The organism is Streptomyces gottesmaniae (assembly GCF_031845845.1).
Taxonomy (GTDB): Bacteria; Actinomycetota; Actinomycetes; order Streptomycetales; family Streptomycetaceae; genus Streptomyces; species Streptomyces akebiae.
Window position 1 is genome coordinate 117,576 of record NZ_JAVRFJ010000028.1, and the last position, 24,869, is coordinate 142,444.

Below are 24,869 nucleotides of genomic sequence, written 5' to 3' on the forward strand. Positions count from 1 at the left end.
ACGACATGACGGTCCTGGTGGTCACGGGGACGGGCACGGAGGTCGGCAAGACGGTCACCACGGCGGCGGTCGCCGCGGTGGCCGTGGCGTCCGGCCGTTCGGTGGCCGTGCTGAAGCCCGCCCAGACGGGCGTACGACCGGACGAGCGCGGCGACGCGGACGAGGTGGGCCGGCTCGCCGGTGCCGTCACCGTCCGCGAACTCGCCCGCTATCCGGAGCCGTTGGCGCCCGCGACCGCCGCGCGCCGCTCCGGCCTGCCACCGGTGCACCCGGAGGACGTCGCCGAGGCCGCGGCCAAGCTGGCGACCGACCACGATCTGGTGCTGGTCGAGGGCGCCGGTGGCCTCCTCGTCCGCTTCGACGAGGCGGGCGGCACGCTGGCGGACACCGCGCGGCTGCTGGGGGCGCCGGTGCTCCTGGTCGCCTCGGCCGGGCTGGGCACGCTGAACACGACCGAGCTGACGGCCCGAGAACTCACTGCGCGTCAGGTGGAGTTGGCGGGTGTGGTCATCGGCAGCTGGCCCGAGGCCCCGGACCTGGCGGCGCGGTGCAACGTGGCGGACCTGCCGGTGGTCGCGGGGGCGCCCTTGTTGGGGGCGGTGCCCGCGGGGGCGGGGGCGTTGGCGCCCGGCGACTTCCGGGCGGGGGCCGGGGGTTGGCTGGCGCCGGCGCTCGGTGGGGTGTGGGACGCGGTTGCCTTCAGTACCGCGGAAGGCGCGGCGTAGAGGTTCCGTGCGGGGTCTGCCCCGGTCTCACGTCTCCGTCTCCCCCAGCAGCCTCACCAGTTCGATCCTCGACCGGATGCCCAACCGCGAGAACACGCCCCGCAGATGGTGGTCGATCGTGCGCGGGCTCAGGAGCAGCCTCGCGGCGATCTCCCGGTTGGTGGCGCCGTCCGCCGCCATGCGGGCGATCATCAACTGCTGGGCGGTGAGTCGGTTCTCCAGGGTTTCCGCGGCCGGGGCCGGGGCGGCGCGCTCGCCGAGGGCGCGCAGTTCGGCGCGGGCCTGGGACGCGCAGTGCGGGGAGCCGAAGTGCTCGAAGGCCTCCAGGGCACTGTGGAGCCGGTCGCGGGCCTCGGTGCGGTTGCGGAGCCGCCGCAGGGCGCTGCCGAACAGGAGTTCCGTACGGGCTCGTTCGAAGTCACGGGTGCCGGAGGCGTGCAGGTCGAGGGCGGCGCGGTAGTGCTCGACGGCCTCCTCGCCGGTCGCGAGGAGGGCCCGGCAGCGGGCGCTGAGCGCGAGGTCGTCGGCGCTGCGGACGGTACGGGCCCAGCGGTCGTAGTCGGCGTGCGCGGCGACGGCCACCCGGGTGTCGCCGGTGCGGACGGCGGCTTCGACGTAGTGCGGTGTGGCGATGTGCCGGATGGCCCGGTGCCCGTGCCCGGGGCCGAAGCCGGCGAGGGCACGCAGCCGGGCGGCCGAGGCGGCGTACCGGCCGGTGCTCAGGTCGAGGAAGGCGAGGGCGAACATGGCGAGCGCGGCGGGCAGTCCGAGGCCGCGTTCCAGGGCGTAGACGCGGGCGGACTCGGCGCGTTCCCGGCACACCTCCTGGTCGCCGGTGAGGGCGGCGAACATCGCGAGGGCGGCCTGGAGGTGGCAGGCCCCGTTGTCCTGCCCGGTGGCGTACGCCTGGCGCAGGGCGTCGAAGGCGGCGGCCTCGGCGGCCTTGGGGCGCCCGGTCCAGAACTCGGCGTAGGCCCGGAACTCCATGGCCTGCGGCACGGTCACCGTCTCGCCCCTGGCCCGGGCTGAAGCGGCGGCGCGGGCGGTGGCGGTGACCGCGCGGGTGTGGTCGCCGAGGAGGAGGGCGGCGATCCCGGAGTGGATGAGCTGGGTGGGGTCGCCACCGGGGCCGCAGCGCCCGGCGGCGGCTTCGAGGACGTCCCGGGCGTCGTCGTAGCGTCCCTCGAACGCGGCGGCCAGGGCACCGAGGGTGCTGGGCGGCAGGATGCCGAGCCCGTCGGCGACGGCGGCGGCCTCGCGGCAGCGGCGGAGGTCCCCGGTGTAGATGGCGGCCTCGGTGGCTCGTGCCAGCAGATGGGCGGCCCGGTCCGAGGTGTGGTCGCCGACGTGGCGGACGGTGGCGGTGAGCAGGGCGTCGAACGCCTCGGCGGCGTTGCCGGCGCGCAGGGCGAGCAGTCCGCCGAGGGCGTCGTCGTCGGTGGCGGCGACGAGGCGGCGGGCCCGGTCGCCGTCGCCGGACTGCCATGCCTCGGCGGCGGCCTGGGCGAGCAGGGGCCCGCGTTCGGCCGGTTCGGGGGTGAGGCCCGCGGCGCGTTCGGCGAGGGCGGAGGCGAGGGTGGGGTCGCCGATGGCACGTGCCACCCGTGCCGCGAGACGGAGTTCGGCGGCGAGGCGGCGGCTGGGGCCGAGGGCGGCGGCGGCCCGGTGCCAGGAGCGGCCGGGTCGCTCGCCCTCGCCGCTGAGGACGGCGGCGAGGAGGCGGTGGGCCTCGCGCCGGTCGGCCATGGACGCGGACTCGTACACGGCGATCCGGGTCCAGGCGTCGCGGAAGACGATGCCCTGGGCCGTGGTGTGGGCGAGGCCCGCCGCCTCCGCCGTGTCGAGGGGCTGGGTGTCGAGCCGGGCCGCGGTGACGGCGCGCGCGTAGGCGTGTGTCGGCACCGGGTACTGGTCGGCGGCGGCGAGGAGCAGCAGGAAGCGGGTGTCGGCGGGCAGGGCGCGTACGTCCCGCCGGTGGGTCCGCAGCAGGGCGGGGGCCAGCGCCAGGGGCTCGGCGGGGAGCGGGTCCAGGCCCGTGAGCTGGCGCCGGGTCAGGGCGGCGGCGAGTTCCGCGGCGGCCCGTGGATCGCCGTGGGCGGCGTGCAGCAGGCGTACGCGCACGCCCTCGGACAGCGTGGGCACGGCGGCCGACGCTGGGTCCGGGCTCGGCCACGCGTTCATGGGGGGCGGTGGCGAGCGATGCGGAAGTTGTGGGGGGTTCACCGGAGTCACCACGCTCATCACGTTACTTGCGAGTTAACCGACCAGTAAAGACCGGCGATTTCGCCGATGCGGCGCGCGTAGACCCCGCTGACACTCCTGACGAACCCCACCCGTTTCAGGAGGCACCATGCAGCGCCGCATGCGCCGTATCGCCACGGCCCTCGCGACCGTGACCACCACGCTCCTTCTGTCGCTCTCCTTCTCGGCGTCCTCCGCTCAGGCCGCCACCCACAACCCGGTCGTCTTCGTGCACGGGCTCAGCAGTTCGTCCAGCAGCTGGGACGACTGGGTCGCGTACTTCAAGGCGGACGGCTACACGTCCGCGGAGCTGCACTCCTGGTCCTACGACTGGGGCCAGTCGAACGCCACCACGGCGGCACAGCTGAAGGCCAAGATCGACAGTGTGCGTGCCTCCACGGGCGCCGCGAAGGTCGACGTGGTCGTGCACTCCATGGGCGCGCTCAGCTCCCGTTACTACCTGAAGAACCTCGGCGGGACGTCGTACGTGGACGACTTCGTCTCCACGGCCGGTGTGAACCACGGGACTACCGTCGCCGGTTGGTGCCGGTGGCTCTACACCTCGTGCTCGGAGATGTACACCGGCAGCTCGTTCCTCACCTCGCTCAACTCCGGTGACGAGACGCCGGGCAGTGTGTCCTACGCCAGCTACTGGTCGAACTGCGACGACGCGCTCACCCCGGACACCAGCGCGATCCTCAGTGGCGCGACGAACGTCGAGGTCGGCTGTGTCGCGCACAACGACATGAACAACGACCACGGCATCTACCAGCAGGTCCGCAACTTCATCGCCTGATCCGGCGCCCCGCGCTCCGACGACGGGGTACGCGCGAGCACGTGAGCACGGGGCACCCGATGCCCGGCCGCCGCCTCACCCCACCCGTCGCACAGCCGTTCCCCACGGCCGTGCGACGGGTGAGCCGGTGCTTCCCGGGGGACAATCGCGGTATCTGCCGCCCTCTTCGGGAGGTCCTCATGGCCCGCGCCGCGAAGGACGCCGTGCACCACCCCCTCTTCGCCCGGTTCTACGCCAGACTGAGCGTGTCGGCGGAGCCGAGGATCGGCCCGCTGCGCGACGAGTTGCTCGCCGGGCTGTCGGGGCGCGTCATCGAGATCGGGGCCGGCAACGGCCTGAACTTCCCCCGCTATCCCGGCGCCGTCTCCGAGGTGGTGGCGATCGAACCCGAGCACTCGCTGCGGCGGTTGGCCCTGGAGGCCGCCCTGCGCGCCGAGGTGCCGGTGGACGTGGTGCCGGGGGCGGCGGAGGCGCTGCCGGTCAAGAGCGAGGCGTTCGACGCGGCCGTCGTGTCCCTGGTGCTGTGCAGTGTGCGGGACGTACGGCGCTCGCTGAGCGAGGTGCGCCGGGTGCTGCGTCCCGGTGGCGAGCTGCGGTTCTTCGAGCACGGCCGGGGCGGTGGACGAGCCATGCGGACGGCCCAGCGGGCGCTGGACGGCTCGGTGTGGCCGCTGCTGTTCGGCGGCTGCCATGTCTCCCGTGACCCGGTCGCCGCGCTGCGGGACGCCGGGTTCGAGGTCGGGGCGGTCCGGGAGGTCCTGGTGCCCGAGCAGGGGCCGCGACTGCCCAGCTCCTACTGCGTGCTGGGCCGGGCGCGGCGGCCGGACCTCACTGACTCCACTGGCGCAGCTCCCGCGTGATGTCGTGCACGCTGGCCTCGCCACTCTTGACCAGGCGGGCGAGTTCGCGCACCTGTTCGGCCGAGGTGACGACCTTGACGCCGCTGGCCACGAGGTAGCCGTAGGCGACGGCGGAGGCGAACAACGCGTTGGAGCGCTCCAACGCCGGGACGTGCATGAGGACTTGGAGGAGGGCGGCGGCCCTGGCGTGCGGGGTGTCGTAGACGGGGACGTCGAAGATCTCGGCCTCGTGCCGGGCGACGGCCGCGACGAGGGCGCCCCAGTCGGTGACCTGGGGATCGCCGGGCGTCTTGCGTTCGGCGACCATCAGGAGCCAGGCGAGGTCGATGCGAAGCTGACTCAAGGGATCAGTGACGTCCCTCGCGCCGGTTCTCGGGCTCGGTGCCGAACTCCTCGGCGAACACCGCCTCGTACTGCTTCATGAAATCGGCGGCGGACTCGACGAAGGTGTGGCCCGCCTCGCCGGCGTCCTGCCTGACCAACTCCTCGATGTAACGGTTCACGCTCATCCCCCGCTCCAGGGCTCGCTCTCGGGCGGCCCGGGCCGTGTCCTCGTCCACCCGCACGTTCAGCTGGGTCTTGGCCATGACTCGACGCTAGCGCCGGAGTGCTAGCGGGGCAAGGGCGCCTTGGCCCCCACAGAGTGCGTGCCCCTTACATCGACACCCGAAGCCCGACCTGCGACGGAGACGGACTCGACCCTCGGGGGGATTCCGGCTGTGCCCTGGGTCACACTAGGCTCGGCCGAGAACGCCCGGAATTCGAACTGGTTCGAGCCTGGAGGCCGTTTTGTCCACTGCTGCCGCTGAGCACACCCTCGGCCGCGCGGAAGCCGACGGCATCGCCGCCCGCGCCCGGGGCCTGACGAAGGCGTACGGCTCGGGCGAGACGACGGTGCTCGCCCTCGACTCCGTCGACGTGGACATCGCGCGCGGCCGCTTCACCGCGGTGATGGGCCCCTCGGGCTCGGGCAAGTCCACGTTGATGCACTGTCTGGCCGGACTCGACACCGTCTCGGCCGGACGGGTCTGGCTCGGGGACACCGAGATCACCGGGCTCAGGGAACGCGACCTGACCCGGTTGCGCCGGGACCGGATCGGCTTCATGTTCCAGTCCTTCAACCTGATCCCGACGCTGAACGCGGCCGAGAACATCACCTTGCCCATGGACATCGCGGGCAAGAAGCCCGACGAGAAGTGGCTGGACCAGGTCATCGACACCCTCGGACTGCGGGACCGGCTGAAGCACCGGCCCGCCCAGCTCTCCGGCGGCCAGCAGCAACGCGTCGCCTGCGCCCGTGCGCTCGCCTCCCGGCCCGAGCTGATCTTCGCGGACGAACCCACCGGCAACCTCGACTCCCGCGCCGGGCTCGAAGTGCTCGGCTTCCTGCGCGAGGCGGTGGACCAGCTGGGCCAGACCGTCGTCATGGTCACCCACGACCCCGGCGCCGCCGCCCATTCCGACCTGGTGCTCTTCCTCGCGGACGGACGGATCGTGGACCGGATGGAGCACCCCTCGGCCGACGCGGTCCTGGAGCGCATGAAGCGCTTCGACACTGTCCGGGCGGCCGTCGCCCCCGAGAGCGCCCCGACCACCGAGGCCACCGACACCACCGACACCGACAAGGACTGAGACCGTGCTCAAGGCGACCCTGCGGAGTTTCCTGGCACACAAGGGGCGGCTGCTGCTCTCGGCGCTCGCGGTGATCCTGTCCGTGGCGTTCGTGGCGGGCAGTCTGATCTTCTCGGACACGGTCACCCGTACCTTCGACCGGCTCTTCGCCTCCACCTCGGCCGATGTGACGGTCGGCCCGAAGGACGACGAGTTGGAGAGCCAGCTGCCGACCGGTGCGGTGGAGACGGTGCCCGCGTCGCTCGCCGAGCGGATCGCGGGGATCGACGGCGTCGCCGAGGCCCACGTCGACGCGTCCGTGGAGAACGTCACGGTCGTCGACAGCGAGAACGAGTCGGTGGGGCCGACGACGGGTGCCCCCACCATCGCCACCGACTGGCACCCCACCGACCGCAGCCCGGTGAAGCTGACCAGCGGGCAGGCGCCGGAGGGCCCCGGTCAGGCACTGCTCGACGCGGACACCGCGAAGAACAAGGACGTGCGGATCGGCGACACCCTGACGGTCCTCGCCCGGCCGGGCTCCTTCGAGGTGAAGGTCGTCGGGATCGCCACCTTCACCACCACCAACCCCGGTTCCGCGCTGGTCTTCCTCGACACCCGGGTCGCGCAGACCGAGCTGCTGGGCGATCCCGACGCCGCCACCGGCATCTCGGTGACCGCCGAGCCGGGGGTGAGTGACGACGTACTGGAGCGGCGGATCGCCGACGCGCTGGGGCCGTCGGCGTACGAGTACGAGACCGCCGACGAGCAGGCCGAGTCGGCCGCCGCCTCGCTCGGCGGATTCCTCGACGTCATCAAGTACGTGATGCTGGGCTTCGCCGGGATCGCGACGCTCGTCGGCATGTTCCTCATCGTCAACACCTTCTCGATGCTCATCGCCCAACGCACCCGTGAACTGGGCCTGCTGCGCGCGCTGGGTGCCGACCGGCGGCAGGTGCGGCGGTCGGTGCTGGCCGAGGCGGCGCTGCTCGGCCTGGTCGGGTCGACGCTCGGCCTCGCCGCGGGCATCGGGCTGGCCTTCGGACTGATCGCCCTCATGGACGCCTTCGGGATGAACCTGAAGTCGACCGAGATCGTGATCGGCGTGGGGACGCCGGTCGCGGCCTACGTCGTCGGGCTCGGCGTCACCTTCGTGGCGGCCTATCTGCCGGCGCGGCGGGCGTCGGCCGTGTCGCCGATGGCGGCGCTCGCTGACGCCGAGATCGCCGGGGTCGGACGGCCGCTGAAGGTGCGCGCGGTGGTCGGCGGAGCGGTCGGGGCGGCGGGTGCCGGCGCGCTCGTGGGGTGCGCGGTGTCGTCGGACACGGGCTCGGCGGCCTCGCTGCTCGGCCTCGGTGTGGTCCTCACCCTCGTCGCGACGGTCATCGCGGGACCGCTCCTGGTACGGCCGGTCATCCGGGTCCTGGGCGGGACGTTCCCCGCGCTGTTCGGGTCCGTGGGCCGGATGAGCCAGCGCAACGCCCTGCGCAACCCGCGCCGGACCGGGGCCACCGCCGCCGCGTTGATGGTGGGGATCGCGCTGGTCGGCGGCATGTCCGTGGCGAGCGCGTCGATGACGAAGTCCTTCGACCAGGAGATCGACAAAACCCTCGGCGCCGACTTCGTCGTCCAGAACCAGAACTTCCTGCCGTTCCCGCAGGAGGTCACCGACAAGGTCCGCGACACCGAGGGCACCGGCCTCGTCGTACGGCAGCGGTTCACCCCGGTCGCGGTACGGCTGCCGGACGGCGACCGGGTCGAGACGACCGCCGCGGCCTACGACGCGCGGCTCGACGAGGTCGCGAACGTCACCTACGCCCGGGGCGACAGCGCGGCCGCCCTCGCGGACGGTGCCATCGCCATGGACGTGGAGTTCGCGCGGGAGCACGACGTGCGGGTCGGCGACACGCTCCCGGTGCGGTTCCCCGCCGGGAAGAACGCCGAACTGGAGGTGGCCGCTCTCACCGACCAGGACACCGCCGACGGCTTCGGCATGCAGGGCGGGCTGTTCTTCGGGACGGGCACCATCGAGACCTATGTACCCGACGGGCAGGACTCGGCGCTGTACGTGAACGCCGGCTCGGGCGTGGCCGCCGACGAGCTGCGCGCGAACCTGGAGCGGACGCTGGAGGCGTATCCGCAGGTGCAGGTCCGCGACCAGGCCGACTACAAGGAACTGGTCCGGGGCCAGATCGCCGTACTGCTCTACCTGGTCTACGCCCTGCTGGGCCTCGCGATCGTCATCGCGGTGCTCGGCGTGGTCAACACCCTCGCCCTGTCGGTGGTGGAGCGCACCCGGGAGATCGGGCTGCTGCGCGCGATCGGGCTGGCCAGGCGGCAGCTGCGGCGGATGATCCGGCTGGAGTCGGTGGTGATCGCCGTCTTCGGTGCCGTCCTCGGGCTCGCGCTGGGGCTGGTCTGGGGCGTGTGCGTGCAGCAGGTGCTGGCACTCCAGGGGATGAAGGCGCTGGCGATCCCGTGGGGCACGGTCGTCGCCGTCGTGATCGGCTCCGCCGTCGTGGGCGTGGTGGCGGCCCTGCTGCCCGCCCTGCGGGCGTCCCGGATGAACGTGCTGGCGGCCATCGCGCACGAATGATGTACTCACCGGTGTGCCGACTCAAGTCCCTTTCGAGTGAGGAGAGTTCATGCCGCGCCCGTTCCGCTTCGGAGTCAGCCTGCTCAGCCCCACGTCGGGCGCGGAGTGGCGCGCGAAGTGCCGCCGCGCCGAACAGCTCGGCTACGACGTGATCCTGGTCCCCGACCATCTGGGCATGCCTGCCCCGTTCCCGTCCCTGGTGGCCGCGGCGGAGGCGACCGAGCGGCCGCGGCTCGGCACCTTCGTGCTCAACACGGGCTTCTGGAACCCGACGCTGCTCGCCCGTGAGGTCGCCACCACGGACGCGCTGACCGGCGGGCGGCTGGAGCTGGGGCTGGGCACCGGGTACGTGGAGGCCGAGCACGAGAAGGCCGGTCTGCCGTGGGGGTCGCCCGGCGGGCGGGTGGACCATCTGCTGCGCACGGTGGAGGAGTTGGACCGGCTTCTCGGTTCCGACGACCACCAGCCGCGCCCCGCGCAGCGGCCCCGGGTGCCGCTGCTGATCGGCGCCAACGGTGACCGGATGCTGCGGATCACCGCCGAGCACGGGGACATCGCCGCCTTCACGGGCGCGCGGACGGTCGCGGGCGGGAAACTGGAACCGCTGACCGCCGAGGAACTGGAGGAACGGGTCGGCCGGTACCGGGAGTTCGCCGCCGGGCGGAAGGAACCCGCCGAACTCAACCTGCTGGTCCAGATAGTCGAACTGACCGAGGACCGGGCCGCCGCCGTGCGGCCGTGGCTAGGTCACCTGCCGAACCTCAGCGAGGAGCAGGTGCTCCGGCTGCCGCTGGTCCTGGTGGGGACGCTGGAGGAGATCGTCGATCAGGTGCTGGCGCAACGGGAGCGGTACGGGTTCTCGTATCTGACCGTGCTGGAGCCGAACATGGAGGTCTTCGCGAAGGTCGTCGAGGCGCTGCAGGGCAGGTGATCCCGTCCGGCCCCTCCGGAGACCGTTCGCGGCCCCGTCCCCTCCCGACCGGCCCCGTCCGGATTCTGGAATTCCAGGTCGCCGTCGGGCCCTCGTGATGGGATCCGCTCATGACCGACCTACGCATACGGGCCGCGAAGGCCGACGATCTCGACGCGGTGCTCGCCTTCTGGAAGGTGGCCGCCGAGGGCACGAGCATCAGCGACGACCGGGAGGGCGTCGAGCGGCTGGTGGCCCGCGACCCCGAGACCCTGATCCTCGCCGAGCTGGACGGCGAACTGGTGGGCACGGTCATCGCCGGCTTCGACGGCTGGCGATGCCATCTGTACCGGCTGGCCGTGCACCCCGAGCGCCGCCGCAGGGGCATCGGTTCGGCGCTGCTCACCGCCGCCGAGGAGCGCTTCGTACGGCTCGGCGGACGGCGCGGTGACGCCATGGTGCTCGTCCGCAACGAGACGGCCCAGCATGCGTGGCGGGCGGCCGGGTACGCGCCGGAGGAGAAGTGGCGGCGATGGGTGAAGCCGCTCGGCGACTGACCGCCTTCCACCGGGACGGGGGACCGACACGTCTTTGCCGATCCTTTACCATGGGTGGACCCGTCAACCTCTACGGAAAGGTTGTGAGCGTCCGCCCATGGGCGAGCCTCCCAGTACCAGCGCCGGCGCCCGACGTCGCGCGATCCTCCTGCCCCTGTCCGACCATGGGACGGAGGTGACCCGATGATCGAAGTGCTCCTCCTTCTGGTGGCGGTGCTGCTCTCGCTGATCTGTGGTGCCTTCGTCGCCGCGGAGTTCTCGCTGACCACCGTCGACCGGGGCCGGCTCGAGCTGGCCGTGGAGCGCGGCGAACGGGGTGCCGTGGGCGCCCTCAAGGCCGTACGGAATCTGACGTTCCAGCTCTCCGGCGCCCAGCTCGGCATCACCGTCACCAACCTGGTGGTCGGCATGCTCGCCGAGCCGTCCATCGCCAAGCTGATCGCGGGGCCGCTGGAAGCGGTCGGTGTACCGAGCTCCGCGTCCCACTCGGTGGCCCTCGTGATCGGTACGGCCCTGTCGACCGTCGTGCTGATGGTCGTCGGCGAGTTGGTGCCCAAGAACTGGGCGATCTCCGCGCCACTGGCGGTGGCGAAGAAGGTGGCGAACCCGCAGCGCTGGTTCAGCGCGGCGTTCCGGCCGTTCATCACCCATCTCAACAACACCGCCAACCGTCTCGTACGGCTCTTCGGCATCGAGCCGGCCGAGGAGCTGGCCTCCGCGCGCGGCCCCCAGGAACTGGCGGCCCTCGCCCGGCACTCGGCCAGGGAGGGCGCCCTGGAGGAGGACACCGCCGAACTGTTCGTGCGCACGCTGAACCTGGCCGATCTGACCGCGGAGAACGTGATGACCCCGCGCGTCCAGGTCATCGCCCTCGAAGCCCAGGCGACGTGCGAGGACGTGGCGAACGCGACCCGGGCCACCGGCCTGTCCCGCTTCCCCGTCTACCGCGGCAGCCTCGACTCGGTCGTCGGCACCGTGCACATCAAGGACGTCCTGGCCGTGCCCGCCGAGCGTCGGCTGCGCACGTCCGTCGCCGAGCTGCTGCGCGAGCCGCTGCTCGTCCCGGAGTCGCTGACCGTCGACCGGGTCCTCGACCGGCTCTCCGGCAAGCGCACGATGGCCGTCGTCATCGACGAGTACGGCGGGACCGCCGGCGTCGTGACCCTGGAGGACATCGTCGAGGAGGTCGTCGGCGAGGTCCGCGACGAGCACGACCCGCACGAGACACCCGACCTGGCCCCCGTCGGCACCGACGAGAACGGCCGGGAGCTGTACTCGGCCGACGGCTCGGCCCGCACCGACCAGCTCGCCCGCGTCGGCCTGCGCGCGCCCGAGGGGCCGTACGAGACGCTCGCGGGCCTCGTCGCCACCGAACTGGGCCGTATCCCGGCCGTCGGCGACACCGTGGAGGTCACCGGCTGGCGGCTCGACGTGGTGGACGCGGCCGGGCGCCGAGCCGCGCGGGTACTGCTGCGCGCGCCGGTCACGCCCGCCGAGGAGCACGAGGAGGAGACCCGATGACCGCCGTCCAGCTGCTGATCGGTTTCGCGACGCTGGTGGTCAACGCCTTCTTCGTGGGTGCCGAGTTCGCCCTGATCTCCGTACGCCGCAGCCAGATCGAACCGTACGCCGAACAGGGCGACCGCCGGGCCCGCAGCGTGCTGTGGGGTCTGCAGCACGTGTCCGCGCTGATGGCGGCCGCACAACTCGGCATCACGCTGTGCACCCTGGTCCTCGGTGTGGTCGCGGAACCCGCGATCGAACACCTGCTGGAGCCGCTGTTCCACGCGATGGGCGTGCCGGAGGGCGCGGGCCACGCGATCTCCTTCGTGATCGCCCTGGCGCTCGCCACCTATCTCCACATGCTGCTCGGCGAGATGGTGCCGAAGAACATCGCCCTCGCGGAGCCGGTGCGCAGCGCCCTGCTGCTCGGTCCGCCGCTGGTGACCCTGTCACGCGCGCTGCGCCCGGTGATCTTCACGATCAACGCGTTCGCCAACGCGCTGCTGAAGCTGATGCGGATCGAGACGAGGGACGAGGTCGCGGCGACCTTCTCGGACACCGAGCTGGCCCGTCTCGTCGCGGACTCCAGCGAGGCCGGGCTGATCGACGACCGCGCGCAGGAGCGGCTGCGGGACGCGCTCGAACTGGGCCGCCGGCCCGTGCGCGATGTCGTGCTCCCGCTGGAGCGGGTGGTGTACGCGGGCATGGGGGTCACCCCGGAGGAGCTGGAGCGGCTGTCGGCCGAGTCCGGGTTCTCCCGCTTCCCCGTGGTCGACGAGGGGCGCCGGATCGTGGGCTACCTCCATGTGAAGGACGCGCTCGACGCCGCCCCGCGGGACGTGCCGTTCTCCGTCCGGGACATGCGGTCCATCGCCCGCGTGCGGGAGACCACACCGCTGGACGACGTGCTCACCGCGATGCGCCGCAGCCGGACCCATCTGGCGGCCGTGCTGGGCGGTGACGGACGGCTCGCGGGCATCGTGACCATGGAGGACGTGCTGCGCGAGCTGTTCGGCCAGCCTGCCGCCTGAGTCGTCCGTCCCTCGGTCACCCGTCCCCTGTGATGCGTCACCCGTCACCCGTCACCCGTCCTCGGCCGAGGGCGGGTGACGAGCACGGTGACCGACCGCTGGGTATGTGCGCGGGGTACCATTTCCGACGCCATGCAGACGAATCCCACCCCCGCCGGGCCCACCGACTCCGGCCCCGCCTACTCCAGCCTCGTCACGGTCGGCGACTCCTTCACCGAGGGCATGTCCGACCTCCTCCCCGACGGTACGTACCGCGGCTGGGCGGACCTCCTCGCGGCCCGCATGGCCGCACGGACGCCCGGCTTCCGGTACGCCAACCTCGCCGTACGCGGAAAGCTGATCGGCCAGATCGTCGCCGAGCAGGTGGAGGTCGCGGCCGCGATGGAGGCGGACGTCATCACCCTGGTCGGCGGCCTGAACGACACGCTCCGGCCGAAGTGCGACATGGGCCGGGTGCGCGGCCTGCTGGAGGAGGCCGTGGAACGCCTCGCCCCCTCCTGCAAGCAACTCGTCCTGATGCGCAGCCCCGGCCGCCAGGGCCCCGTCCTGGAGCGGTTCCGGCCGCGCATGGAGGAGCTGTTCGCCTGCGTCGACGCACTGGCCGCGCGGCACGGCGCCCTCGTCGTCGACCTCTACGGCGCGCCCTCGCTGAGCGATCCCCGCATGTGGGACGTGGACCGGCTGCACCTGACGGCCGAGGGGCACCGCCGGGTCGCCGAGGCGGTCTGGCAGACGCTCGGCCACGAGGCGCGGGACCCGGAGTGGCGCACGCCGATGCCCGTCACGCCGCCGCCCGGCTGGACCGCCCGTCAGGTGGCCCACGCGCGGTTCGCCCGGCAGTACCTGCTGCCGTGGATAGGCCGCCGCCTCACGGGGCGCTCCTCCGGGGACGGCCGGGCAGGCGCCCAGTTCAGCGCTGAGCTGGGCAAAGCCTTCTGGGTCACCCCTATGGACGACACGAACCCCGGACCTGTGACGGGCTGGCGACGGCTGGGAACGTGACCCTGATCCTCGTCCGGATGCCCGGCACCGATCGAAGTACAGGTGGATCTGTATCGATGCCGCGCACGACGCCCTCCCCATCGGCGGTCCCCACTCGGCGCCCGGCCCTCCAAGCCGGACGACGGCGGGAACGGCCGGGCCGCCCTCCGGACCGCGTCCGTCCGAGGTAACCGGCCTCGAACAGGGCACGCCGTGCTGATCACAGGCCCGTCGCCGGGCCATCGTGGTGCGGCAAGCCCGGAGCTACGGATGGGACACGCGAATGCCGGAATCGACCGAGGCCATGAGTCGGCGCAGTCTGCTGATCACCGGTGGCGCGGTGGCGACCACCGTCGCCGCGACGGGTGGGGCCAGCGCTCTGGCGAGGGAAGAAGCGGGGCCCCAGAGCTCGCAGGGCGGTGACGACGGCGGCCGTTCGAGGATCGACGTCCACCACCATTTCACCGCTCCGGCATGGGTCGACTGGGCCGAGCGTGAGGGTCTGGTGCGGCGGCAGGAACTGCCGTGGTGGGCACGCTGGGACCTGGACTCCACTCTGGCGCTGATGAACCGGGTGGGCATCGCGACCGCGGTGCTCAACCCGACCATGCAGGACCGGTACCGCTCCGCCGCGCAGGCCAGGGAAGGCCTCACTGTCGTCTTCGAGGCAATGGCCGACCTGGTGGCCGCACACCCGGGCCGTTTCGCCATCCTCGCCCCTGCTGTCCTGGACCATCCCGATGTGACCACGTGGGCTCTCCAACACGCCTTCGACGAGCTCGGTGCCGTCGGAGTCAGCGTGAAAGCCAACTACAACGGCATCTACCTCGGCGATCCCTCCTACGACCGCTTCCTCGCCGAACTCGACGAACGCTCCGCTGTCCTTGTCACCCACCCGCTCGACCTCCCGGGTGGACCACCCGGCGTGCCCACCGTCCCCGGGATCCCGAACTTCATGTGCGACTTCCTGCTGGATTCCACGCGCGCCGCCGTGAATCTGATCCGTACCAGGACACTCGACCGCTACCCGCACCTGTCGGTCGTCCTGCCACACGCCGGCGGGTTCCTCCCTCAGATCGCCACCCGCATGAAGGCCTTCGGCAGTTTCTGCACCCCACCCCTCGACGCCGCCCGTGTCCAGGACTATCTCCACCGCTTCTACTACGACACAGCGGGCCCGCTGGCCCCCTCGGGCACGCTGGTGGCCACCGCCGGTGCCGACCGGATCCTCTTCGGCACCGACTGGCCGGCCGCCTCCGCCGACATCATCACCGGCTTCACGGTCCCGGCCGTCGAGACCGACCCCGTCTTCACCAACCGCCAACGCCGCGGCATCTACCGTGACAACGCCCTCCGCCTCATGCCCACGCTCAAGCGCGCCTAGTGCCGCTACAGCGCCGAGCGGCCCGAGTTGCTTCCGTACGAGGGCCCACTGGCGTAGGGAGCCGTCCTACCGGGAGGCGCGAGTGACCACGACCGTGATCAACCTCAAGGGCCGCATCCGCGACTTCGGCCCCCGGTTGGAGTTCGCCCCCGGCGACCTGGTCTACATCGGCCGCCGCTGGACCATGGGGCACTGGGACCTGCCGCAGCACCCGCTCTACAACCCGTTCCAGTACGACACCGAGAAGAAGAAGCGCGACGGGACGCGGGCCGAGGTCATGGCGAAGTACCGGCAGTACCTGACGGCCGACCCCGAGCTGATGGCCCTCGTACCGGAGCTGCGCGGGAAGACGCTGGCCTGCTGGTGCGCGCCCGAGCCGTGCCACGGGGACATCCTGGCGGAGCTGGCCGACGGCTCGGACAGCTCTTCGTAGGTTCCTCCGAAGAGACCCTCGGCGCTCACCTGCACGAATCGCCAGTAGAATCCGTACACGTGACTTCCGCGCCAGCCAAGCCCCGCATCCCGAACGTCCTCGCCGGACGCTACGCCTCCACCGAGCTCGCCACGCTCTGGTCGCCCGAGCAGAAGGTGAGGTTGGAGCGGCAGCTCTGGCTGGCCGTGCTGCGGGCCCAGAAGGACCTCGGCATCGAGGTGCCGGACCAGGCGCTCGCCGACTACGAGCGGGTCCTCGACACCGTCGACCTGGCCTCCATCGCCGAGCGCGAGAAGGTCACGCGGCACGACGTGAAGGCGCGGATCGAGGAGTTCAACGACCTCGCCGGGCACGAGCACGTGCACAAGGGCATGACCTCCCGCGACCTCACCGAGAACGTCGAGCAGCTGCAGATCAGGCTCTCCCTGGAGCTGGTCCGCGACCGCACGGTGGCCGTGCTGGCCCGCCTCGGCAAGCTGGCCGGTGAGTACGGCGAGCTGGTCATGGCCGGCCGCTCGCACAACGTGGCCGCGCAGGCCACCACCCTCGGCAAGCGGTTCGCGACCGCCGCCGACGAACTGCTCGTGGCGTACGGCCGCGTCGAGGAGCTGCTCGGCCGCTACCCGCTGCGCGGCATCAAGGGCCCGGTGGGCACGGCCCAGGACATGCTCGACCTGCTGGGCGGGGACGCCGCCAAGCTGGCGGAGCTGGAGGACCGGATCGCCGGGCACCTCGGCTTCGCGCAGGCGTTCACCTCGGTCGGCCAGGTCTACCCGCGCTCGCTCGACTACGACGTGGTGACCGCGCTGGTGCAGCTGGCGGCGGCGCCGTCCTCCCTGGCGAAGACGATCCGCCTGATGGCCGGGCACGAGCTGGTGACCGAGGGCTTCAAGCCGGGTCAGGTCGGCTCGTCCGCCATGCCGCACAAGATGAACACACGGTCGTGCGAGCGGGTCAACGGCCTCATGGTCATCCTGCGCGGCTACGCCTCGATGACCGGCGAGCTGGCGGGCGACCAGTGGAACGAGGGCGACGTCTCCTGCTCGGTGGTGCGCCGGGTCGCGCTGCCGGACGCCTTCTTCGCGCTGGACGGTCTGCTGGAGACCTTCCTGACCGTTCTCGACGAGTTCGGCGCGTTCCCGGCGGTCGTCGCGCGCGAGCTGGACCGCTACCTCCCCTTCCTCGCCACGACCAAGGTGCTGATGGGCGCCGTACGGGCGGGCGTCGGCCGTGAGGTGGCGCACGAGGCCATCAAGGAGAACGCCGTCGCCTCCGCGCTGGCCATGCGCGAGCAGGGCGCCGAGCGCAACGAACTGCTCGACAAGCTCGCCGCCGACGACCGCATCCCGCTGGACCGTGCCCAGCTGGACGCGCTGATGGCCGACAAGCTCTCCTTCACGGGCGCCGCCGCCGACCAGGTCGCCGTCGTCGTCGGCCGGATCGAGGAGATCGTGAAGCAGCGCCCGGAGGCCGCCGGCTACACACCGGGAGCGATCCTCTGACCCGCTACACCCAGGCCGAACTGGAGGCCGCCCGCGACCGGCTGGTGCCGGACGTCACCGCGGACGGCCTCCGGGTCCTCTTCTGCGGCATCAACCCGGGGCTCATGACGGCGGCGACCGGCCACCACTTCGCCCGCCCCGGCAACCGCTTCTGGCCCGTCCTGCACCTGTCCGGCTTCACACCCCGGCTCCTGAAGCCGTCCGAGCAGGGCGAGCTGCCGTCGTACGGGCTCGGCATCACCAACGTCGTCGCCCGTGCCACGGCCCGCGCCGACGAGCTGACGGCCGAGGAGTACGTGGAGGGCGGCCGGCTGCTGACCGCCAAGGTGGAGCGGCTGCGTCCGCGGTGGCTCGCGGTGGTCGGTGTGACCGCCTACCGCGCCGCCTTCGGGGACCGCAAGGCCGCCGTCGGACCGCAGGAGAGGACGATCGGGGCCTCACGCGTGTGGGTGCTGCCCAACCCCAGCGGGCTGAACGCGCACTGGACCGCGGCGACGATGGCGGAGGAGTTCGCGCGGCTGCGGGTGGCGGCGGAGGATTGACCGACCGTCCGGGTGCCCGGGTGCGGGGCGCCGCGGTGGACGGGTCAGCGGGGGCCGCGGCGGGCGGGTCAGGGTGGGTCGATCTCCGTTATCAGTGCGACGAGTTGGAACGGCAGTTCCGTGTCCCACTGGGAGACTCCGAGGGCGACCCAACGTCCGTCGACCTGCCACAGGTGCAGGTCGGGGACGTGGGAACTGAGCACCGCCCAGGGTTCGGGTATGTCCTCGCCGTCCATCGACCGGTCGAGGACGCTCCACAGGCTGAACACGGCCGGGGCGCCCCAGCGTGCGGTGAGCAGCTCCGACAGCGCGTCACGGTCCGCCTCGTACTGTTCCTCGGTCTCCTCGCGCCGCGTGCCGTCGTCCTCCCAGAAGTCGGCACTCGTCCGTAACTCGGCGACGTGGTACCCCGGTCCGGCCGTGCCGACGTCCGACCGACCGGGCTCCGCGGGGAACTCCTCGGAGCACAGCCGGTCGATCACGGCGAGGTGGTGCGTGATGCTCATGCGGTCCAGTAAAGCGGGCAGCACTGACAATTGGCACGGCGTCAGGACACGGTACGAGGGGGCGGTGCGAGGGGCGTGCGAGGAGGCGGTGGCAGGGGGCCGCGTCAGGGGCGTGCACGCGCGCCGCGGTCGGTCGTCGGCGCGGGGTCTCCCGGGTGCCGAGCCGTTCCTGTGCCCGGGCCCGTGAGGGAGTGCGCACGTCGGGGGCGGAGGGCACTCGCCGGGGTGCGCCGTGGCGAGTACGATCCGGCAGACATGGGCGCGAGCTGGGAGGACGGGCGTTGGGGCCACTGACCGGCGGGGATCCTTCTCTGCTTCGAAGAATCAACTCGGCCGTGGTGCTGCACGCGCTGCGGGCCACGGACCACGCGACGCTGACCGAGATCACCAGGGTCACCGGCCTGTCCAGGCCCACGGTCGAGGGCGTCGTGGAGGGGTTGGTCGAGGCCGGGCTGGTGGTCGAGCGGGCCGCCGAGGAGGGTGCCGCCAGGCGGCAGGGGCGCCCGGCACGGCACTACCGGTTCCGGGCCGAGGCCGGCCATCTGCTGGGACTGGACGTGGGCTCGCACCGGGTGGCGGCGCTACTCGCGGACCTCGACGGGCGGGTGCTGGGCTCGCTCTCCAAGGAGGTCTCCGAGTCGGCGTCGGCGGAGGACCGGCTGGAGCGGCTGCGCTCGACCGTCGCCGAGCTGCTCCGCAGGTCCGGTGTGTCGCGCGGTTCGCTGCGCGCGGTCGGGGTGGGCAGCCCGGGGGTCATCGAGGCCGACGGCGCCGTACGCCTGTGCGCGGCCCTGCCGGAGTGGACGGGACTGAACCTGGGCGAGCGGCTGAGCCGTTCCTTCAAGTGCTCGGTGCTGGTCGAGAACGACGCCAACGCGGCCGCCGTCGCCGAGCACTGGAAGGGCGCCGCCACCGAGTCCGACGACGTGGTGTTCGTGCTGGCGGGGCTGAGCCCGGGCGCCGGTTCGCTGATCGGCGGGCGGCTGCACCGGGGGTACGGCGGCGCCGCCGGGGAGATCGGCGCGCTGCATCTGCTGGGCCGTGAGGCCACCCCGGAGGCGCTGCTGTCGACCACCGGCGAGCCCTTGCACCCGCTGGACGAGCAGGCGGTCGCCGAGGTCTTCAAGCACGCGCGCGAGGGCGACGTGCGGGCCCGTGAGGCCGTCGACCGCTTCATACGGCGGCTCGTCCACGATGTGACGGCCCTCGTCCTCGCCCTGGACCCCGAGTTGGTCGTCGTGGGCGGCTGGGCGGCCGGCATCGACGACGTCCTCGACCCCCTCCACCGTGAGCTGGCCCGCTACTGCCTGCGCCCGCCCCGGGTCGCCCTCTCCCGGCTGGGCGAGGCGGCCGTCGCCATGGGCGCGCTCCGGCTCGCCCTGGACCACGTCGAGGAACAGCTCTTCGCGGTCGAGGGCACGGTGACGGCGCGCCGCTGAACCACGGCCGCCGTCGAACCACCGTTCGGCGCCGCCTCCTGGCGGCGCCGAACCGCTGCCGGGCACGCGAACGCCGCGCCCCGGCATCCGGGACGCGGCGGGTACGGCCGGGAACCGCTGTCGGCGCCGTCAGGACGCGTGGCGCTCCGGGCCGTGGTGGATCTCGACGCCGCCCGAGGCCCCGAAGGTCAGGCGGCACGTGTCAGCACGGTAGGTGGCCAGGGAGACAGCGGCCGTGCGTCCCTCGGCGAAGAAGCGGGTGGTGACGACCAGGACGGGCGCGCCGGGCAGCCGGTCCAGCTCCTTGGCGTCGTCGGCGCGGGCGGAACCCAGCTCCACCGAGCGGTCCTGTCCCTCCAGCTCCAGGCGCTGCAGCTCACGCAGGACGGCACGCGCGCGTGCCGCACCGGACGGCGCGTCTATGGCGGAGAGGGCGGGCACGGAGTCCGCCGGGATGTAGAGCAGTTCGGCGGCGACGGGGTGGCCGTGCGACATACGGGAGCGGCGTACGACGTGCACCTGCTCGCCGTGGACGCTCTCCAGGATGTCGGCGACCGCGGCGGGCGGTGCCGAGGTCGTGCAGTCCACGGCCTGCCAGGCGTCGCCGACGGTACCCGGCCACGCGTGCTGTTCGGTGCCGACGGCCACGCCCACGCGTGGGGGCGCGACGGTGGTGCCGACACCGCGACGGCGCTGCAGTCGGCCCTCCAGTTCGAGCTGCTCCAGCGCCTGGCGGAGGGTGGCCCGGGCGACGCCGAAGCGGGCCGCGAGGTCACGTTCGTTGGGCAGGATCTCCCCCACCGAGAACTCGGAGTCCAATGCCTCACTGAGCACGGTCTTCAGATGCCAGTACTTCGGTTCCGGCACCGTTTCCAGCTGCTGGGTCCCCACCCTGTCCTCCGCTGCTTCGCCGTGGCCCGGCGGCGTTTTTAGCGCCCTTGTTTATTAAAGGTTGTTGCACTTTCTTGCGACCATAGGCCTGCCCCCACCCTTGGTCAAGACCAATCATCGAACCCTCGGGCATCCGACAGGTCGGACGCCCGGCAGCGTTCATCAAGGCTTCATGGCCGCCAGGGAGAGCAGCTTCTCCGGGTTGCGCACGATGTAGACGCACTGGACACGGCCGTCGGCGACATCGAGTTGGAAGACGCTGTCGACCTCGCCGCCGGACAGGAGGACCACGGCGAAAGCGCCGTTGATCTCCATGAACCGGAACGACGCCTCCCGCACGCCCTTGCCGGCCGCGCCGTGCACGAAGCGTCCGACCTTGTCGGCGGTTTCGAGGACCCGCACCGGGGCCTTGCCGATGCCGCCGCCGTCGCCCACCAGCCGGACGTCGGGGGCCAGCAGCGCCATGAGTCCGTCGAGGTCGCCGTCTGCCGCGGCGGCGAGGAACCTCTCCGTCAGCTCACGGCGTTCGACGGGATCGACGTCGTAGCGCGGGCGCCGCTCGTCGACGTGTCGGCGGGCCCGCCCGGCGAGCTGGCGCACGGCCGGCTCGGTGCGGTCGATCATCGTCGCGATCTCGGCGTACGGGTAGCCGAAGGCCTCCCGGAGCACGAACACGGCCCGTTCCAGGGGTGAGAGGGACTCCATGACGACCAGGACGGCGAGGGAGACGGTGTCGGCGAGGACGGCCCGCTCGGCGGTGTCCGGGACGGTGGCGCCGTAGTCGGTGACGTACGGCTCGGGCAGCCAGGGGCCGGGGTAGGCCTCGTTGCGCGACTGCACCTGGCGGAGCCGGTCGATGGCGAGCCGGGTGGTGACCCGGACCAGGAAGCCGCGCGGTTCCCGTACGTCGGAGCGGTCGGCGCCGGACCAGCGCAGCCAGGCGTCCTGGACGACGTCCTCGGCGTCGGCGACCCGGCCGAGCATGCGGTAGGCGACTCCCATCAGGACGGGACGGTGCTCTTCGAAGACGTCGATCGCGATGTCGGTGGTCACCGTTCCATCCCAACCCGGAGGGCCCGGCCGTGTCCAGGCGATTCCGAGGCTGCGCGCGGCTTGTTACTCCACGGGACTACCCGCCGGTAGCAGTTGCTGACAAGCTGTCTACGACCGCCCCCGCCGGCGCGTCCATCCGCCCAGACGAGGAGCTGCACCATGTCCGCCGCCACGGTCTCCTTCCAGGTTCCCTCCCCGCTCGGGCCGCGGCCCGTGACGGTCTCCTACACCCGCGAGGGCACCGGTGAGCCGCTGCTCCTGCTGCACGGCATCGGCCACCACCGGCAGGCCTGGGACCCGGTGACGCACATCCTGGCGGCCGAGCGCGAGGTCATCACCGTCGACCTGCCCGGCTTCGGCGCGTCGCCCGCGCTGCCGGACGGACTCACCTACGACCTGCCCACGACGACCGCCGTCTTCGGTGCCTTCTGCGAGGCGCTGGAACTCGACCGCCCCCATGTCGCGGGCAACTCCCTGGGCGGTCTGCTCGCCCTGGAGCTGGGCCGCGAGAAGCTCGTACGGTCCGTCACGGCGCTCTCCCCGGCGGGGTTCTGGAACGAGGCCGAGCGGCGTTACGCGTTCGGCGTCCTGCTCACCATGCGGCACATCTCCCGACGACTGCCGCTCCCGCTGGTCGAGCGGCTGTCCCGGTCGGCGGCCGGCCGCACCGCCCTGACGAGCACCATCTACGCCCGTCCGAGCCGCCGTTCACCCGAGGCGGTCGTCGCCGAGACGCTCGCGCTGGCGGGGGCCACCGGGTTCGACGAGACACTGCGGGCCGGTGGCAGTGTCCTGTTCACCGACGACGTCCCCGGTCTTCCCGTCACCGTGGCCTGGGGCACCCGGGACTGGCTGCTCGTCCGCCGTCAGGGCGTCCGCGCCAAGCGCGTCATCCCCGGCGCCCGGCTGGTACGGCTGCCCGGCTGCGGCCACTGCCCCATGAACGACGACCCCGCGCTGGTCGCCCGGGTCATCCTCGACGGCAGCCGCTGACCGGCCCTCCCCGGTGGCCGCCGACCGGCGGCACGACAACGCCCCCGCGCCCAGGGCGACCCCGGCGCCCACCAGCGCGCTGCCGACGGCCTGCGCGGCACCGTAGGAACCCGTGCCGACGAGGGGAGCCGTGCAGGCGGCGGCCACCGGGATGAGGCCGGAGAAGAGGGTGGCGCGCTCGGCGCCGATGCGCTGCATGCCCATGTACCAGCACACGAATCCGACCACGGTGACGACCGCCGCCTGCCACAGCAGCGCGAGCGACTCCGTGCCGTCCGGGCGGCGCAGCCACGCGCCACCGTCGACGGCCACGCCGATGACGGCCGACTCGACCGCGGCCACCCCGCACACGGCCGCCGACAGCAGGCGCGGCCCGAGCGGTCGCAGCACCGGCACGGCCAGCACGGCGAACCCGATCTCGCCCGCCAGCGCGCACACCGAGAAGGCGATGCCCGCGCCGTCCGTACGTCCCCACCCCTGGACGGTGAACGCGCCGGCAGCCACCAGCAACGCCCCGTGCAGGACCGCGCGTTGAGGGCGCCTGCCCTCCGACAACGGGACGAGGACGGCCACCGCCACCGGGGCGCAGCCCACGAAGACCCCCGGTACCGCCGGTTCCGCCGAGTGTTCGGCCGCGATCACGGCGATGTTGAAGCCGACCATGCCGACCGCCGCGAGCAGTCCCAGCCGGGCCCACTGACGTGCGGTCAGTCGGCGCAGGGGCGCCGCGCCGCCCCGGCCGAGCAGCGGGAGCAGCAGGAGACAGGCAAGGCCGTACCGGAGGAACTGGCCGCCCGCGTACGGGTAGTCGCCCAGGACGCTGTTGGCGGTGAAGGAACCGCCGACGAGTACGCAGGCGAGGGCGGCGAGGAGGGCTCCGGAGACCGGCGATGAGGCCGGGGCCGTGGAGGTGGAGGTGGTGGCGGTCGCGGGAGAGGTGGGCGTGGGCGTGGGCTTCATGGTCGCGACGCTAGGGAGCCGGGCGGTCCGGTTTAAGGTCCACTTCCATGACGTCATCGGGGACCAATTCCGACCACGGCGCACTCTCGGGGGCCGCTCCCTGGGCCGCCGCCTGGGAGCTGCTGCTGCCCGTCGCGAACGCTCCCGCACGCGCGCGCGGACGCACGTTGCAGGCGGCGCTGCGGGAGGCGATCCGGTCGGGGCGCCTCGCGCGGGGGACGCGCCTGCCGGCGAGCCGGGAGCTGGCCGCCGACCTCGGGGTCTCGCGCGGGCTGGTGACGGAGGCGTACGAGCAGCTGGTCGCGGAGGGGTACTTGCGCAGCGGCCGGGGCGCCGGGACCTGGGTGGGCGCCGCCGTGCGTACGCCGGCGCTGCCACGGGCGCGTGACCTCGCTCCGCGTCCGCCGGGTGCCCGCGCCGACTTCGTGCCCGGGACGCCCGACCTGTCGCTGTTCCCCCGTGCGGCGTGGGCGGCGGCCCAGCGTGGGATCCTCGCGGAGCTGCCGCATCACGAGCTGGGCTACCCGGATCCTCGTGGGCTGCCCCGGCTGCGCACCGCGCTCGCCGAACTGCTCGCCCGGCGGCGGGGCGTGGTCGCCGACCCGGAGCGGATCGTCGTCGTCTCCGGGGTGGCCCAGGCCACCACGCTGCTCGGATTCGCGCTCCACGCGCGCGGGAGACGCGTCATCGGCGTCGAGGACCCCGGCAGCCCCGAGCACGGGACGCTGTACGCCGCCACCGGGCTCGGCACCGTGCCGTTGCCGCTGGACGAGGAAGGGCCGGCGCTCGGCCCGCTGCGGGAATCAGGGGTGCGGGCGCTGGTGACGACGCCGGCGCACCAGTTCCCGACCGGGATCGCGTACTCCGCGCGGCGGCGGAGCGAACTGCTCGACTGGGCGCGGGCGGTGGACGGGCTGATCGTCGAGGACGACTACGACGGGGACTTCCGCTACGACCGCGCCCCCGTGGGCGCGTTGCAGGGGCTCGACCCCGAGCGGGTCGCCTACACCGGGTCCGTCAGCAAGTCCCTCGCGCCGGGGCTGCGGCTCGGCTGGCTCCTCGTACCGGCGTGGCTGGCGCAGGAGGTCGTCGAGCTCAAGCGGACCATGGATCTCGGGCATCCCACCATCGACCAGGCGCTCTTCGCGCGGTTCGTGGAACGGGGGGACTACGACCGGCAGTTGCGGCGGTGCCAGCGGGCGTACCGGGAGCGGCGTGACGTGCTGGTGTCGGCGCTCGCCGAGCACTTTCCCGGAGCGGAGGTGTCGGGGATCGCCGCCGGGCTGCACGTCATCGTGGCGCTGCCGGAGCGGTACGGGGCGGTCGGGCGGTTCCTTGAGCGGGCTCGGGCGGGT

23 protein-coding genes and 1 pseudogene are annotated in these 24,869 nt (G+C 72.6%); 17 read left to right on the plus strand and 7 right to left on the minus strand.

Going from position 1 to position 24,869, the window contains the following annotated elements:
* Nucleotides 1-5: 5 nt before the first annotated feature.
* Complete coding sequence (bioD, locus tag RM704_RS28735) at nucleotides 6-725, plus strand: dethiobiotin synthase (RefSeq protein WP_311591358.1); 720 nt, start codon at nucleotides 6-8, stop codon at nucleotides 723-725.
* Nucleotides 726-752: 27 nt separating this feature from the next.
* On the opposite strand, the gene RM704_RS28740 is transcribed toward bioD, so the two are convergent.
* Nucleotides 753-2,906, minus strand: coding sequence for a helix-turn-helix transcriptional regulator (locus RM704_RS28740; RefSeq protein WP_192829720.1), 2,154 nt, complete (start codon nucleotides 2,904-2,906; stop codon nucleotides 753-755).
* 169 nt (nucleotides 2,907-3,075) lie between these two features.
* Between RM704_RS28740 and RM704_RS28745 the strand changes: the two genes are divergently transcribed.
* Nucleotides 3,076-3,762: an esterase/lipase family protein gene (locus RM704_RS28745; RefSeq protein WP_033529016.1), complete on the plus strand. Its 687-nt coding sequence runs from the start codon at nucleotides 3,076-3,078 to the stop codon at nucleotides 3,760-3,762.
* A gap of 179 nt (nucleotides 3,763-3,941) precedes the next feature.
* Complete coding sequence (locus RM704_RS28750) at nucleotides 3,942-4,622, plus strand: class I SAM-dependent methyltransferase (RefSeq protein ID WP_033529015.1); 681 nt, start codon at nucleotides 3,942-3,944, stop codon at nucleotides 4,620-4,622.
* On the opposite strand, the gene RM704_RS28755 is transcribed toward RM704_RS28750, so the two are convergent.
* Together RM704_RS28755 and RM704_RS28760 are read right to left on the minus strand one after the other, a co-directional pair.
* Nucleotides 4,591-4,965: a hypothetical protein gene (locus tag RM704_RS28755; RefSeq protein WP_033529014.1), complete on the minus strand. Its 375-nt coding sequence runs from the start codon at nucleotides 4,963-4,965 to the stop codon at nucleotides 4,591-4,593. The genes RM704_RS28750 and RM704_RS28755 overlap by 32 nt on opposite strands.
* 4 nt (nucleotides 4,966-4,969) lie before the next feature.
* On the minus strand, nucleotides 4,970-5,209 hold the full coding sequence (locus RM704_RS28760) for a toxin-antitoxin system HicB family antitoxin (RefSeq protein WP_033529013.1): 240 nt from the start codon (nucleotides 5,207-5,209) through the stop codon (nucleotides 4,970-4,972).
* A gap of 202 nt (nucleotides 5,210-5,411) precedes the next feature.
* Between RM704_RS28760 and RM704_RS28765 the strand changes: the two genes are divergently transcribed.
* The 11 genes from RM704_RS28765 to mug all read left to right on the plus strand — a co-directional run bounded on the left by RM704_RS28765 (nucleotide 5,412) and on the right by mug (nucleotide 17,672).
* Nucleotides 5,412-6,254, plus strand: a complete 843-nt coding sequence (locus RM704_RS28765) for an ABC transporter ATP-binding protein (RefSeq protein WP_033529012.1) — start codon at nucleotides 5,412-5,414, stop codon at nucleotides 6,252-6,254.
* Nucleotides 6,255-6,258: 4 nt separating this feature from the next.
* Nucleotides 6,259-8,829 carry an ABC transporter permease gene (locus tag RM704_RS28770; protein ID WP_033529011.1) on the plus strand — a complete coding sequence of 857 codons (2,571 nt, stop codon included), beginning with the start codon at nucleotides 6,259-6,261 and terminating at the stop codon, nucleotides 8,827-8,829.
* 49 nt (nucleotides 8,830-8,878) lie between these two features.
* On the plus strand, nucleotides 8,879-9,760 hold the full coding sequence (locus tag RM704_RS28775) for an LLM class F420-dependent oxidoreductase (protein WP_033529010.1): 882 nt from the start codon (nucleotides 8,879-8,881) through the stop codon (nucleotides 9,758-9,760).
* Between the two features lie 110 nt (nucleotides 9,761-9,870).
* The gene (locus RM704_RS28780; protein WP_033529009.1) at nucleotides 9,871-10,296 is read left to right on the plus strand and encodes a GNAT family N-acetyltransferase; all 426 of its coding nucleotides are present in this window, start codon (nucleotides 9,871-9,873) and stop codon (nucleotides 10,294-10,296) included.
* A 183-nt stretch (nucleotides 10,297-10,479) separates the two neighbouring features.
* Nucleotides 10,480-11,817, plus strand: coding sequence for a hemolysin family protein (locus tag RM704_RS28785; protein ID WP_033529008.1), 1,338 nt, complete (start codon nucleotides 10,480-10,482; stop codon nucleotides 11,815-11,817).
* Entirely contained in the window at nucleotides 11,814-12,830 is a 1,017-nt protein-coding gene (locus RM704_RS28790; RefSeq protein ID WP_033529007.1) for a hemolysin family protein, read from the plus strand. The genes RM704_RS28785 and RM704_RS28790 overlap by 4 nt, the downstream gene beginning before the upstream one ends.
* 132 nt (nucleotides 12,831-12,962) lie before the next feature.
* Entirely contained in the window at nucleotides 12,963-13,832 is an 870-nt protein-coding gene (locus RM704_RS28795; protein WP_033529006.1) for an SGNH/GDSL hydrolase family protein, read from the plus strand.
* 262 nt (nucleotides 13,833-14,094) lie between these two features.
* Nucleotides 14,095-15,195, plus strand: coding sequence for an amidohydrolase family protein (locus RM704_RS28800; protein WP_078937242.1), 1,101 nt, complete (start codon nucleotides 14,095-14,097; stop codon nucleotides 15,193-15,195).
* An 82-nt stretch (nucleotides 15,196-15,277) separates the two neighbouring features.
* Complete coding sequence (locus RM704_RS28805; RefSeq protein WP_033529005.1) at nucleotides 15,278-15,628, plus strand: DUF4326 domain-containing protein; 351 nt, start codon at nucleotides 15,278-15,280, stop codon at nucleotides 15,626-15,628.
* Between the two features lie 59 nt (nucleotides 15,629-15,687).
* Nucleotides 15,688-17,130: an adenylosuccinate lyase gene (gene purB, locus RM704_RS28810; protein WP_033529004.1), complete on the plus strand. Its 1,443-nt coding sequence runs from the start codon at nucleotides 15,688-15,690 to the stop codon at nucleotides 17,128-17,130.
* Nucleotides 17,131-17,174: 44 nt separating this feature from the next.
* Nucleotides 17,175-17,672 (plus strand): G/U mismatch-specific DNA glycosylase, encoded by a 498-nt coding sequence (gene mug / locus RM704_RS28815; RefSeq protein ID WP_033529003.1) that lies wholly within the window; start codon nucleotides 17,175-17,177, stop codon nucleotides 17,670-17,672.
* A 68-nt stretch (nucleotides 17,673-17,740) separates the two neighbouring features.
* Here mug and RM704_RS28820 read toward each other — a convergent pair whose 3' ends face one another.
* Entirely contained in the window at nucleotides 17,741-18,178 is a 438-nt protein-coding gene (locus tag RM704_RS28820; RefSeq protein WP_033529002.1) for a hypothetical protein, read from the minus strand.
* A 281-nt stretch (nucleotides 18,179-18,459) separates the two neighbouring features.
* On the opposite strand from RM704_RS28820, the gene RM704_RS28825 reads away from it, so the two are divergent.
* On the plus strand, nucleotides 18,460-19,617 hold the full coding sequence (locus RM704_RS28825) for an ROK family transcriptional regulator (RefSeq protein WP_078937241.1): 1,158 nt from the start codon (nucleotides 18,460-18,462) through the stop codon (nucleotides 19,615-19,617).
* Between the two features lie 129 nt (nucleotides 19,618-19,746).
* Here RM704_RS28825 and RM704_RS28830 read toward each other — a convergent pair whose 3' ends face one another.
* Together RM704_RS28830 and RM704_RS28835 are read right to left on the minus strand one after the other, a co-directional pair.
* Entirely contained in the window at nucleotides 19,747-20,508 is a 762-nt protein-coding gene (locus RM704_RS28830) for a GntR family transcriptional regulator (protein WP_033529000.1), read from the minus strand.
* A gap of 162 nt (nucleotides 20,509-20,670) precedes the next feature.
* Entirely contained in the window at nucleotides 20,671-21,561 is an 891-nt protein-coding gene (locus tag RM704_RS28835) for an RNA polymerase sigma-70 factor (RefSeq protein WP_033528999.1), read from the minus strand.
* Nucleotides 21,562-21,720: 159 nt separating this feature from the next.
* Here RM704_RS28835 and RM704_RS28840 point away from each other — a divergent pair, with 159 nt between their 5' ends.
* Complete coding sequence (locus tag RM704_RS28840; RefSeq protein WP_033528998.1) at nucleotides 21,721-22,554, plus strand: alpha/beta fold hydrolase; 834 nt, start codon at nucleotides 21,721-21,723, stop codon at nucleotides 22,552-22,554.
* 111 nt (nucleotides 22,555-22,665) lie between these two features.
* Here the strand turns inward: RM704_RS28840 and RM704_RS28845 are convergent.
* Nucleotides 22,666-23,571 (minus strand): annotated as a pseudogene (locus tag RM704_RS28845) (DMT family transporter); the annotation flags it as partial.
* Between RM704_RS28845 and pdxR the strand changes: the two are divergent.
* A partial coding sequence (gene pdxR, locus RM704_RS28850; protein ID WP_311591359.1) for a MocR-like pyridoxine biosynthesis transcription factor PdxR occupies nucleotides 23,562-24,869 on the plus strand: 1,308 nt, incomplete at its 3' end. The pseudogene RM704_RS28845 and the gene pdxR overlap by 10 nt on opposite strands.

Coding starts and splice junctions, on each gene's coding strand:
- bioD (WP_311591358.1), top strand. CDS start 6: ATGACGGTCCTGGTGGTCACGGGGACGGGCACGGAGGTCGGCAAGACG.
- RM704_RS28740 (WP_192829720.1), bottom strand. CDS start 2,906: ATGAACGCGTGGCCGAGCCCGGACCCAGCGTCGGCCGCCGTGCCCACG.
- RM704_RS28745 (WP_033529016.1), top strand. CDS start 3,076: ATGCAGCGCCGCATGCGCCGTATCGCCACGGCCCTCGCGACCGTGACC.
- RM704_RS28750 (WP_033529015.1), top strand. CDS start 3,942: ATGGCCCGCGCCGCGAAGGACGCCGTGCACCACCCCCTCTTCGCCCGG.
- RM704_RS28760 (WP_033529013.1), bottom strand. CDS start 5,209: ATGGCCAAGACCCAGCTGAACGTGCGGGTGGACGAGGACACGGCCCGG.
- RM704_RS28775 (WP_033529010.1), top strand. CDS start 8,879: ATGCCGCGCCCGTTCCGCTTCGGAGTCAGCCTGCTCAGCCCCACGTCG.
- RM704_RS28780 (WP_033529009.1), top strand. CDS start 9,871: ATGACCGACCTACGCATACGGGCCGCGAAGGCCGACGATCTCGACGCG.
- RM704_RS28785 (WP_033529008.1), top strand. CDS start 10,480: ATGATCGAAGTGCTCCTCCTTCTGGTGGCGGTGCTGCTCTCGCTGATC.
- RM704_RS28790 (WP_033529007.1), top strand. CDS start 11,814: ATGACCGCCGTCCAGCTGCTGATCGGTTTCGCGACGCTGGTGGTCAAC.
- RM704_RS28795 (WP_033529006.1), top strand. CDS start 12,963: ATGCAGACGAATCCCACCCCCGCCGGGCCCACCGACTCCGGCCCCGCC.
- RM704_RS28800 (WP_078937242.1), top strand. CDS start 14,095: ATGCCGGAATCGACCGAGGCCATGAGTCGGCGCAGTCTGCTGATCACC.
- RM704_RS28820 (WP_033529002.1), bottom strand. CDS start 18,178: ATGAGCATCACGCACCACCTCGCCGTGATCGACCGGCTGTGCTCCGAG.
- RM704_RS28840 (WP_033528998.1), top strand. CDS start 21,721: ATGTCCGCCGCCACGGTCTCCTTCCAGGTTCCCTCCCCGCTCGGGCCG.